Origin of the sequence: Mesorhizobium sp. M4A.F.Ca.ET.020.02.1.1, from assembly GCF_004022645.1 — a bacterium.
Classification (GTDB): domain Bacteria; phylum Pseudomonadota; class Alphaproteobacteria; order Rhizobiales; family Rhizobiaceae; genus Mesorhizobium.
Genome location: NZ_RZOI01000138.1, coordinates 1 through 10,561, shown reverse-complemented (window position 1 = coordinate 10,561; position 10,561 = coordinate 1). Strand labels below are relative to the sequence as shown.

Sequence of the window (10,561 nt, the reverse complement as noted above, 5' to 3'; positions counted from 1 at the left end):
CTCGCCGGCACACGCCCGACGCTGGCCGAGCACAATCTCCACCGGCACTGGCGCAACGCCCGCACCCACACGCTGCACGATCCGGTGCGCTGGAAATACGCGATCCTCGGCAACTACTACCTCAACGACGTAAATCCGCCGCTCCATGCCTGGAGCTGAGCGAAGCGCCTCCAAATCACAGAGGACCATTCATGAGCATTGCCACTCCCGACAGGATCAAGGTCCTGTGGTTTCTGCCGACTCATGGCGACAGCCGCTATCTCGGCACCTCAGAGGGGGGCAGGGCGGTCGACTTGCCCTATCTCACCCAAGTCGCGAAAGCCGCCGATGCCATCGGCTACTATGGCGCGCTGCTGCCGACAGGACGCAGTTGCGAAGATAGCTGGGTCGTGGCGTCGGCGCTGGCACCGCTGACGCAGCGGCTTCGCTTCCTTGTCGCCGTCCGGCCGGGCCTGCAATCGCCGACGCTAGCCGCGCGCATGACCTCGACGCTCGACCGCATTTCCAGCGGACGGCTGCTCATCAACGTCGTCACCGGCGGGGATCCGGTCGAGAACAAGGGCGACGGCATCTTCCTCAGCCATGACGAGCGCTATGAGGTGACGCGGGAATTCCTCGACATCTACAAGGCGGTGCTTCGCGGCGAGACCGTAGCGTTCGCAGGCAAGCACTTCCGTATCGAGGACGGTCGCCTACTGTTTCCGCCCGTGCAGACGCCACATCCGCCGCTCTATTTCGGCGGCTCGTCCGATGCCGCTAACGCGGTCGCCGCCGAACAGATCGACAAATATTTGACCTGGGGCGAACCGCCGGCGGACGTCGCGGCAAAGATTGCCCATGTGCGCGGTCTTGCCGAGAAAGCCGGGCGCCAGGTGACCTTCGGCATCCGGCTGCATGTCATCGTCCGCGAGACCAATCATGAGGCCTGGGCCGACCGACCGCCTGATCAGCCGCCTGGACGACAACACGATAACCGAGGCGCAGAAGGTTTTCGCGCGCATGGATTCCGTCGGCCAGTCGCGCATGAGCCGGCTTCATGGCGGCCGCCGCGACAAGCTCGAAATCAGTCCGAACCTGTGGGCTGGCGTTGGCCTGGTGCGCGGCGGCGCCGGCACCGCCCTGGTCGGCGATGCGGCGACAGTTGCGGAACGGATCGACGAATACCGGCGCATTGGCATCGATAGCTTTATCCTGTCCGGCTATCCGCATCTGGAGGAGGCCTATCGGTTTGGCGAACTGGTGTTGCCGTTGTTGCCGCTCGATCATGAAATCTCGACGCGCCCGACGGCAGTGAACATGGGACCGTTCGGCGAAACGGTGGCCGGCGACCATCGGCCTTCGGCACTGCGCGCGAGTCAGTCTTGAGCGCCAGAGACTTGGGCAGGGGACCGGTCGTAGCCATCATCGGTGGCGGCTTTTCCGGTGCGGCGACCGCGTTTCATCTTGCGCGGCTGCTGCCCGCCGGTGCTGCCGATATCGTGGTCGTCGAGCCCAGAGAGGGGCTCGGCTATGGTCTGGCCTACTCGACGGCCGATCCTTCACACCGCATCAATGTGCCGGCGTCGAGAATGACGCTGATCTCCGGCCAGGACAGCCACTTTGCCGATTGGCTGGAGCAGACCGGCGCGATTCTCGACGATGCCGAGGCTATTGCCGCAAATGGAGCACTCTACCCACAACGACGCGTTTTCGGGCGCTACGTGGAATCTTATCTCCAACCCTTTCTGTTCGGCAAAGTGATCCGTCATGTCAGGTCCGCCGTCGCGTCAGTCGAGCTTAGTGGCCAGGGCTACATCCTGATTCTCGCTGATGGAAGGACGCTCGCAGCCGACGCCCTAGTGATTGCGGCGACGCATCCGCCACCGGCCTTGCCATCGGCCCTGCGGTCTGTGGCTGCTGCTGCCCGGCTGGTGGCCAATCCCTATGATCTCGGAGGGCTGCAAGCGATCGGCCGCGACGACCAAGTGCTCGTAGTCGGCACTGGATTGACGTCGGCGGATATCATTGCCACGCTGGACCGCAATGGGCATCGTAGCCGCATCGTCGCGCTGTCACGTCATGGTTATCGTTCGCGCAGCCACGCGGTGCTCCCGGGCGACCCGATTGGTGATTTCATCAGTCTGCCTTCACGCAGCGCAACAGTGATGCTCAGACGCATCCGGGCCACGATCCTAGATGCCAAGCGTCGGGGCGAAGACTGGCACCCGGTGCTCGATGCCGTCCGACGTCAGGGACAAATCATCTGGCAGGCCCTGCCGCTCGACGAGCAACGCCGCCTCGTGCGCCATTTGCGCACGCTGTGGGATGTGCATCGCTTCCGCATCGCGCCACAGGTCGCGGACGTGCTCGATCGCCGCGTTGCCGAAGGCATGCTCGCCTATCGCGCCGCATCGATCGTCGGCGCCGAGCAGGTCGACGGGCGCATTCGGGTCACGCTGCGGCCAAGGCGCCAACCCACTCAGACAACCGAGACGTTCGACAGGGTGGTCGTCACGACCGGGCCGGCGCATGCCGATATTTTCCGGACCAACACAGCAATTGCCGATCTCGGGCGAATGGGACTGGTCCGGCTAGACCCGATTGGCCTTGGCCTGGCGACCGACAGCCAAGGCCGTGCGGTCAGCACTTCCGGCCGACCGACCGACAGCATTTTCGTCAGCGGGCCGCTGGCGCGCGGCAGCGTTGGCGAATTGATGGGAATTCCCGAAGTCACCGCGCATGCCGAGCGTATAGCCGCTGAAATCCACCAATGGCTTGGATACCAAACGGCGTTGCGTCGTAAGGCGTCGTGAAGCTGCAAACACGATGAGGCTATCCAGATGACACTCACCGAGCGTATTGCGAAGGTGGAAGCCCATCGTGTCGTAAATAGGCCACTGGTCGCGTGCCGCTCCTGGCGCTTTTAGCAGATCCGCTCGACCTCGGAGGTGCCGATCTCCATGCCCAGACTTCGCACCGGCGTCCACCGCTTTGATGACGATCCGAGACGATCAGCCCACCGCGGCGGGTCGAGAAAGCACTGGGCGGGAAGACGCCTACAGCGAGGCTGCTCGCCTTGTGGCCGCAGAGAGGGAAAGAATCTGCCGCCGGACATCGACTTCAGTGGTTTAGAGAAGGCGGCTCGGCAGCGACCTCTGCGTGAACCCAGACGCCTTGAAAAGCCCGATGCGTCCGGATTTTGGCGGTGATCTTCATCAAATGCGATGAGCTGCAATTTCTGGCGACGGCCACGCTAAGGGCGGGCCTCCAGCACCATGTTGAACGGTGTCTCCGCGGCGCGACGCAATCGCTTGAAGCCGCCACCGGTCACCACCTTGCGCAGCCTCGCCTCACCGGCCTGGGCTCCAAGCGCGAGCCCGACTTCCTGCGACACGGACGCGGGCGTGCACACGAACGTGGAAGCGGCATAGTAAACGCGTCCGACGGGATTGAGGTTCGCCGCCAGATGATCATGCGCGAACGGCTCGACGATCATCCACGTGCCATCCGGCTTGAGCGATCCGTGGACATGGGTGGCGGCGCCCGTCGGGTCGCCCATGTCGTGAAGGCAATCGAAGAATGTGACGAGGTCATAGGTTCCGGGATAGCTCTTGGCGGCCGCGACGTCGAACCGCGTGTTGACGCCGACGCCGGCTACCTCGGCCGCCTTGCGGGCGCGCTCAATCGAAGGGGCATGATAGTCGAAGCCGACGAAGCGCGAATTGGGGAAGGCCTGTGCCATGAGCACGGTCGATGCACCATGACCGCATCCAACATCCGCGACGTCCACGCCGCGTTCGAGCTTCTCGACGACGCCCTCCAAGGCCGGCAGCCAGGAGTCGATCAGATTGGCATTGTAGCCTGGACGGAAGAACCGTTCCGTACCGCGAAACAGACACGCGCTATGATCGTGCCACCCGACGCCCTTGCCGGACTGGAATGCCTGCCTCACCTTTTCTTCATCGAGCCACAGCGCGGACAGGAACTCGAATGCGCCTGCCATGAAGGCCGGGCTGTCTTCATCGGCGAACACCAGCTCTTGCTCGGCGTTGAGATAGAATTTGTCGCTCGCTTCGGTGGTCGGGAATGACAGCCACCTCCATGCCGTTGAAAAGCAGGAAATCCGTCACGTTGCCCTCGTCGGTAACCGGCGGAGCCGGAGTGGTCGTCACCAGGGCAAGCCCTGTCGCAGCAGGTATCCTAGGGCAGCCCGTCAGAACATCGATGACTCCGGTTGTGGTGCCGGGGCGGGCGATCAGGGGCCAAATGATTGTTCCGAGGCGGCTGTATGTTGTGGTAAGGTGATCATGCGAATTCTTGTTGGTCGGTCACGTGTTTTGCGGATGACCCGCATGTACTGTGCCAAATGAGAAAACCATTCAAACGCAATCCAGTAGATCTGACTGTATCCGACATTGTCGGAATTTGGACATCGCCGAACGCGAAGCGCTCGGGGCTTGTGACGATACTTGAGCGTGCTGCTTCGGAGGAGGGATGCGCCTCGAACCGGCCGCGAGGCCTTTTTCTGGCAACGGATATTCCGGCCGGGTTAGGCCGCGAGGAAAGCGACGGTGAATAAGAGGTAGAGGACCAACCGTTTTGAGCGGGTAGTTGCCGTGTTGCGCCCCCACGCAAAGGCCAGCACCACGGAGCAGTATTTCTGGTGGCGACACTACAACGCCTTTAAGTGCCGGTTACCCGTTTTTACCCGATGCTGGATACGACTACAACGACTCCTTCCCGAGCCTGCGTGCGGCGCTTACCTGGAAGATGGAAGCCGGTCAGATCGCAACGGGGGAGGGCGGCCAGATCTGGGCAATCCCGCATGCATTTGAGAACATCCAGCTGTTCTACCGCAAGGATACCTTGGAGAAGTATAACATCGCGGTTCCGACGTCTCCGCCGGAAATGGCAAAGGCGTGCGAACAACTCAAAGCCGCCGATCCTTCCATCACGCCGTTGGGGGTGCGAGGCGTGCGTTTCTGGAGCAGTATCCACACCGCCGCAGTCTCGATCGCCCGCTCCTACGGTGTCCACGGATTTTGTCGTCACGGACGGCAAGCTCGACACGGGTCTGGATTCGCCGGAATCGATCGCGTTCCACAAGGATTACGTGGACATGATCAAGAAGTGCGCGGCTCCTTCCTTCGCCAATGATAACTGGTACGAGTTCGTGGACGGCATCTCCTCCGGCCGCACCGCGATGGCGATCGACTCAAATATGTTCGGCTTCTGGAACGATGTTGCGGGGAAGCCGGCATCCGGCAAGATCGCCTTCGCTCCGCCGCTGCACGCACCGAGCGCCACGAGCTTCGATTCTAACATCTGGATCTGGGCTCTCGCCATGAACGCGGCTTCCGAAAAGAAGGGCACGGCCTGGCTGTTCATCCCGTGGGCCACCTCCAAGCAGGTGGCGCTCAAGGGTGCCCTTGCCGGCCAGCTCGTCAATCCGCCGCGCACGTCGACCTGGCAGGACGACACCTGGACTAAGTACGCTTCGCAGCCCGAGTTCAACAACTTCGTTGACAGCTTCAAAAAGACACAGGACCACGCCGCGCTGGCTTTCACACCGCGTGTCGGCTTCGGCGAAGCCATGAACGCATGGGCCGTGGCGATGCAGAAGATGGTAAACGGCGATGACGTCGAGACGACGTTGAGGGCGCTTGCCGAAGAAATCCGCACTGGCCTCTGATCAAAAGGAACAGGGCAGTACTATTGCACTGCCCTGTTCCCGCCAACGGCGGAGATCACGCCGTGTCACCCCAAGCACTTAAACCCAGCGTGCCGATGGCAGCCGAAGGACCTGGCGCGCGCGCCTCGTCCGGTTCGGCTTCGCTGGAGGGGCGTTCCATCGACTGTTTCAGCCTTGCAATCATCCAGGCGCTGGCCAAAAGCCAGATGGAGCGCCGGCTCAGGAACCGGCGCAAAAACTCGAGCCTGCCGGCGCTGATCGAGCTGGTGCTGGCGCGGCCGCTGGTGTCGGCAGGTCTGGTCGCGGCCGAGCTGAAAATTAGCCAGCGCGCTGCGCTCGGGCTGGTGCCGAACTCGGCATCCGTGAGGTGACCGGCAGGGGCGCTACCGGACGTGGGGCCCCGTTTAGCTGCGGCGGGCTTTGGCGAAAGCGACAGCACTGATGATTTTTGCTGTACGCTCATTCTCCCTCATCTGCGCGTTGACAGAAAACCAGCAGCCGAGGGTCACTGCACGCTGTGCTCCCGCGATTTCCGGAAAACCAATGAAGAACGACTTTGATCTATCGCGCGAAACGTATCATTCAACCATGTCGAGAACGGGCGTGACGGCACGTACACTATGGACCAGAGAACTTTGTCTGGCGACTTTGCGCACGCCTGCAGAACTCTTCGGAAAACTTCCTTCTGTTGATCCAATGATCGTAATGAGCTGGAGTGGCATCGCCGCTCTCCCCGGTTCTTGCTCTCTCAGTTGAACTTGATGCTAGCCTGCACGAACACGCCGTAGCGCTTTGCCTTCCAATCGTCGGCCTGCGGGGAACCACGACCGCCCATTGCCTCTTCGAAATGAGCCGTGCCGTTATTCGCCACGGCCCAGTAGCGGGCGCCGACGCCGATGTTGAACAAATCCGTGACCTTGTAGTTCAACACCGCCTCGAGCTGGACGCCATGCCCATCGCCGTCTTCGGGAATTAGCTTGATCTTGGGGCGCATGTGGTGCTGATCTTTGCCGTCGAGCCGCGTGAAGAGGAACGCCACGTCACCAGAAAGGCTGAGTCGCGCGGTGAGTTGCGTCTGCCCGGCCAAGCCGAGTCGCAGCGAATGCCAATCGTTGTCCTGGCTGATGAGGTTGACGTAGGTCGGGACGGTTGGCACACAGGTCCTCCAGTTGGTCGCCTGCTGCGTGCAACCGAAAGCGTCGTAGCTCTCGTGCCAGAAATTGTTGCCAACAAAAGCACCGATGCGGTAGCGCGGCGCGTTCAAGAAATTATATCCAAGATCGGCGGTGAAATAGCTGACGCCGCCCCCGCGCTGATCACTGAATGTGTTTGAGTAGCCCCCCCATTTCCGTAAGAAGTCCTCGTCATGAGAAAACCCTCCCTGATGCCGCCGGCACCGAGGAGGCCTTTACGAAAATGCCAGTCGGATTGTGGATCGCGTTGAAGAAGACTTCACTCGAATGCGCGTCTAGATCGTCATAGGTGAGCCGCGAGACCGGTGACGTACCTTTATGATTGTAAAGGTCCTTCGATGCTTGCCGGTACTGGGCCAGTAGCGTAGTCCACCCTCGAACGAAAAGACTGAGGCCGCCGCCCCGGCTACCGACGCCGACTCGAAATCACCGGCACTCGACGGCGGTTCGGAACTCCTCGGTGCCGCAGCGCCGGCCAAGCCGGGCCCGGTGAAAAATTCGTCGTCGAGGGCAAGGCGCCCGCTGCTTCGCCCGGCCGCGCCGACGATTTTTCTTGGCCGCCAAGGCGGCAGCCTGCGGCCGCGGCCACAACCGAAACGACCACGGCGATCAGTCCGTAAACCTGCCCCCGGGACACCTGAAGGGCAAAGCGCCCTCAGATGGCCGCGGGAGTAGCGTTTCCAAACGGTCTCAGCGCGGCAGCACGCTCGATCCCATCAGCGCCTCGTCGATCGAACGCGCTGCCTGACGGCCCTCGCGGATCGCCCAGACGACCAGCGATTGACCGCGGCGCACATCGCCCGCTGCATAGAGCTTTTCGACGCTGGTCTTGTAGTCGCGATCATTGGCCTCGACGTTGTTCGAGCGGCGGCTGTCGATGGCGATCTTCATCTGGCCAGCCAGCTCCGACACCGGCCCGACCGCGGCCGGCCCGGCAAAGCCGATAGCGATGAAGGCCAGATCCGCGCGGATGACGAATTCCGTGCCGGCGATCGGCTTGCGCTTTTCATCGACCTCGCAGCATTTGACGCCGGTCAACGCGCCGTCCTCGCCGATGAATTCGAGCGTCGCCACCTGGAACTCGCGCTCGGCGCCTTCCGCCTGCGAGGACGAGGTGCGCATCTTCGTCGCCCAGTAGGGCCAGACCGAAAGCTTGTCCTCCTTTTCCGGCGGCTGCGGCCGGATGTCGAGCTGGGTGACACGAACGGCGCCCTGGCGGAAGGCGGTGCCGACGCAGTCGGACGCGGTGTCGCCGCCGCCGACGACGACGACATGCTGGCCGCCGGCGACGATCGGCGGCGACGGCCACGCCACCGACTGGATCGGCTCGCCGCCGATGCGCTTGTTCTGCTGCACCAGGTAAGGCATCGCGTCATGCACGCCATCGAGATCGTCGCCGGGAATGTTGGCCGGGCGCGGCGTTTCCGAACCGCCGCAATAGAGCACCGCATCATATTCGGCGAGCAGTTCCGCCACCGGCTTGTCGACGCCGACATTGATCCCGCAATGGAAGCTCACGCCCTCGCCTTGCATCTGCTCGATGCGCCGGTCGATGTAGTGCTTCTCGATCTTGAAGTCGGGGATGCCGTAGCGCATCAGCCCGCCCGGCCGGCTCTCGCGCTCATAGACGTGAACGTCGTGACCGGCGCGGCCAAGCTGCTGGGCGGCCGCCATGCCGGCCGGCCCCGAGCCAATGATTGCGACGCGCCTGCCGGTTTTCCTTTCCGGCGGATAGGGCCGGATATGACCGGTTTCATAGGCCTTGTCGGCGATTGCCTGCTCGATCGTCTTGATGGCGACCGGAATGTCCTCGAGGTTCAGCGTGCAGGCTTCCTCGCAAGGTGCCGGACAGATGCGGCCGGTGAATTCCGGGAAATTATTGGTCGAATGCAGGTTGCGGATCGCATTGTCCCAGTCGCCATTGTAGACGAGGTCGTTCCAGTCCGGGATTTGGTTGTGGACCGGGCAGCCGGTCGGCCCGTGACAGTACGGAATGCCGCAATCCATGCAGCGCGCGGCCTGTTTCTCGACCTCCTTGTCCGACATCGGCAGCGTGAACTCGCGAAAATGCCGGATGCGGTCGGAAGCCGGCTGGTACTTGTGCACCTGCCGGTCGATCTCGAGAAACCCTGTTACCTTGCCCATAGTCCAGTCCCTGCTGTCCAGATGGCGCGCTCGACGACGCACCCGTTAACCTCATAAGGCAGCCATGGCAACCTTCAGTCCGAGGCCAGGATTGTTGATGAAGGCATCGACCGGGAAGCTTTGCTTCCCGGCAAATCCCAAAGCCTATTCCGCCGCAACGCCCATGCGCATGCGTTCCATTTCGATCAGCGCGCGGCGGTATTCGACCGGCATGATCTTCCGGAATTTCGGCCGGAAAGTCGCCCAGTTGTCGAGGATCTCGCGGCCGCGCACCGAACCCGTGTAATGGACGTGGTTCGAGATCAGCTGATAGAGCCGCTCCTCATCATGGCTGGTCATGTCGCCGGACACGTCGACGCGGCCTTTGTGATCGAGGTCGCCGCCATGATGGAGCAGTTTCTCCATCAGGTCGTCTTCTTCGGGAACGGGTTCCAGTTCGACCATCGCCATGTTGCAGCGCTCGGCGAAATCACCCACCTCGTCGAGCACATAGGCGACGCCGCCCGACATGCCGGCGGCAAAGTTGCGGCCGGTCTGGCCGATGACGACGACAATGCCGCCGGTCATGTACTCGCAGCCATGGTCGCCAACGCCTTCGACGACGGCGGCGACGCCCGAATTGCGAACCGCAAAACGCTCGCCGGCGACGCCGCAGAAATAGGCCTCGCCCTCGGTCGCGCCGTAGAGCACCGTGTTGCCGACGATGATCGACTCCGCGGCGACGATCTTCGTGTTCTCAGGCGGGCGAATGACGATGCGTCCGCCCGACAGGCCCTTGCCGACGTAGTCGTTGGCGGCACCGACCAGCTCGAACGAAACCCCACGCGCTAGGAAGGCGCCGAAGGACTGGCCGGCGGTACCGTTGAGCTTCACCGAGATCGTGTCCTCGCGCAGGCCCTTGTGCCTGAAGCGCTTTGCCACTTCGCCCGACAGCATGGCGCCGGTCGAACGGTCGACATTGCGGATCGGCAGCTCGATGCTGACCGGCTGCCGGGCTTCGAGCGCCGGCTTGGCGAGTTCGATCAGCTTGCGGTCGAGCACGTCGTCGATCGGATGCTTCTGCCGCTCGGTCCAGTGCACCGCCTCATGCGGCGCATCCGGCTTGAAGAACATCTTGCCGAAATCGAGCCCGCGCGCCTTCCAGTGCTGGATCAGCGCCCGCTTCTCCAGGAGTTCGGTGTCGCCGATGATCTGGTCGAGATGGGTGTAGCCCATCTCGGCGAGCAGCGCCCGCACCTCTTCCGCCACATAGAAGAAGAAGTTGATGACGTGTTCCGGCGTGCCTTTGAAGCGCTTGCGCAACACCGGATCCTGCGTCGCGACGCCGACCGGGCAGGTGTTGAGATGGCACTTGCGCATCATGATGCAGCCGGCCGCGATCAGCGGCGCGGTCGAGAAGCCGAATTCGTCGGCGCCAAGCAGCGCGCCGATGACGACGTCGCGGCCGGTGCGCAGGCCGCCATCGACCTGCAGCGCGACGCGCGACCTGAGGCCGTTGAGCACCAGCGTCTGGTGCGTCTCGGCAAGGCCCATTTCCCACGGGCTGCCGGCG

General features: G+C 62.7%; 7 protein-coding genes and 5 pseudogenes. 8 read left to right on the top strand and 4 right to left on the bottom strand.

The window, feature by feature from the left end:
* From EN742_RS11875 to EN742_RS11865, 4 genes and pseudogenes are all read left to right on the top strand, one after another.
* A pseudogene (locus tag EN742_RS11875) lies at positions 1-159 on the top strand (SfnB family sulfur acquisition oxidoreductase); the annotation flags it as partial.
* Positions 160-191: 32 nt separating this feature from the next.
* A pseudogene (locus tag EN742_RS11870) lies at positions 192-986 on the top strand (LLM class flavin-dependent oxidoreductase); the annotation flags it as partial.
* Positions 895-1,365, top strand: coding sequence for an LLM class flavin-dependent oxidoreductase (locus EN742_RS40225; RefSeq protein WP_348629116.1), 471 nt, complete (start codon positions 895-897; stop codon positions 1,363-1,365). The pseudogene EN742_RS11870 and the gene EN742_RS40225, both read left to right, overlap by 92 nt.
* Complete coding sequence (locus EN742_RS11865; protein ID WP_091600474.1) at positions 1,362-2,792, top strand: FAD/NAD(P)-binding protein; 1,431 nt, start codon at positions 1,362-1,364, stop codon at positions 2,790-2,792. Before EN742_RS40225 ends, EN742_RS11865 begins: the two co-directional genes overlap by 4 nt.
* Positions 2,793-3,232: 440 nt before the next feature.
* Here the strand turns inward: EN742_RS11865 and EN742_RS11860 are convergent.
* Positions 3,233-4,054 (bottom strand): annotated as a pseudogene (locus tag EN742_RS11860) (class I SAM-dependent methyltransferase); the annotation flags it as partial.
* 695 nt (positions 4,055-4,749) lie between these two features.
* Here EN742_RS11860 and EN742_RS39320 point away from each other — a divergent pair.
* The 3 genes from EN742_RS39320 (at position 4,750) to EN742_RS11850 (ending at position 6,042) form a co-directional block, all read left to right on the top strand.
* Complete coding sequence (locus EN742_RS39320; protein WP_245455261.1) at positions 4,750-5,136, top strand: hypothetical protein; 387 nt, start codon at positions 4,750-4,752, stop codon at positions 5,134-5,136.
* Positions 5,093-5,671, top strand: a complete 579-nt coding sequence (locus EN742_RS39315; RefSeq protein WP_245455197.1) for an extracellular solute-binding protein — start codon at positions 5,093-5,095, stop codon at positions 5,669-5,671. Before EN742_RS39320 ends, EN742_RS39315 begins: the two co-directional genes overlap by 44 nt.
* A gap of 62 nt (positions 5,672-5,733) precedes the next feature.
* A complete protein-coding gene (locus EN742_RS11850; protein ID WP_236473435.1) occupies positions 5,734-6,042 on the top strand; it encodes a helix-turn-helix domain-containing protein in 309 nt (102 codons plus the stop codon).
* A 377-nt stretch (positions 6,043-6,419) separates the two neighbouring features.
* Here the strand turns inward: EN742_RS11850 and EN742_RS11845 are convergent.
* A pseudogene (locus tag EN742_RS11845) lies at positions 6,420-6,938 on the bottom strand (hypothetical protein); the annotation flags it as partial.
* Between the two features lie 355 nt (positions 6,939-7,293).
* Between EN742_RS11845 and EN742_RS39310 the strand changes: the two are divergent.
* Positions 7,294-7,484 (top strand): annotated as a pseudogene (locus EN742_RS39310) (DUF459 domain-containing protein); the annotation flags it as partial.
* 70 nt (positions 7,485-7,554) lie between these two features.
* Here the strand turns inward: EN742_RS39310 and EN742_RS11835 are convergent.
* Positions 7,555-9,009, bottom strand: coding sequence for a glutamate synthase subunit beta (locus EN742_RS11835; protein ID WP_023798073.1), 1,455 nt, complete (start codon positions 9,007-9,009; stop codon positions 7,555-7,557).
* A gap of 144 nt (positions 9,010-9,153) precedes the next feature.
* A partial coding sequence (locus EN742_RS11830) for a glutamate synthase-related protein (RefSeq protein WP_245492298.1) occupies positions 9,154-10,561 on the bottom strand: 1,408 nt, incomplete at its 5' end.

Bases quoted from the DNA above. Each gene is read 5' to 3' on its own strand.
- EN742_RS39320 (WP_245455261.1), top strand. From the start codon at position 4,750: ATGGAAGCCGGTCAGATCGCAACGGGGGAGGGCGGCCAGATCTGGGCA.
- EN742_RS11835 (WP_023798073.1), bottom strand. From the start codon at position 9,009: ATGGGCAAGGTAACAGGGTTTCTCGAGATCGACCGGCAGGTGCACAAG.
- EN742_RS40225 (WP_348629116.1), top strand. From the start codon at position 895: ATGTCATCGTCCGCGAGACCAATCATGAGGCCTGGGCCGACCGACCGC.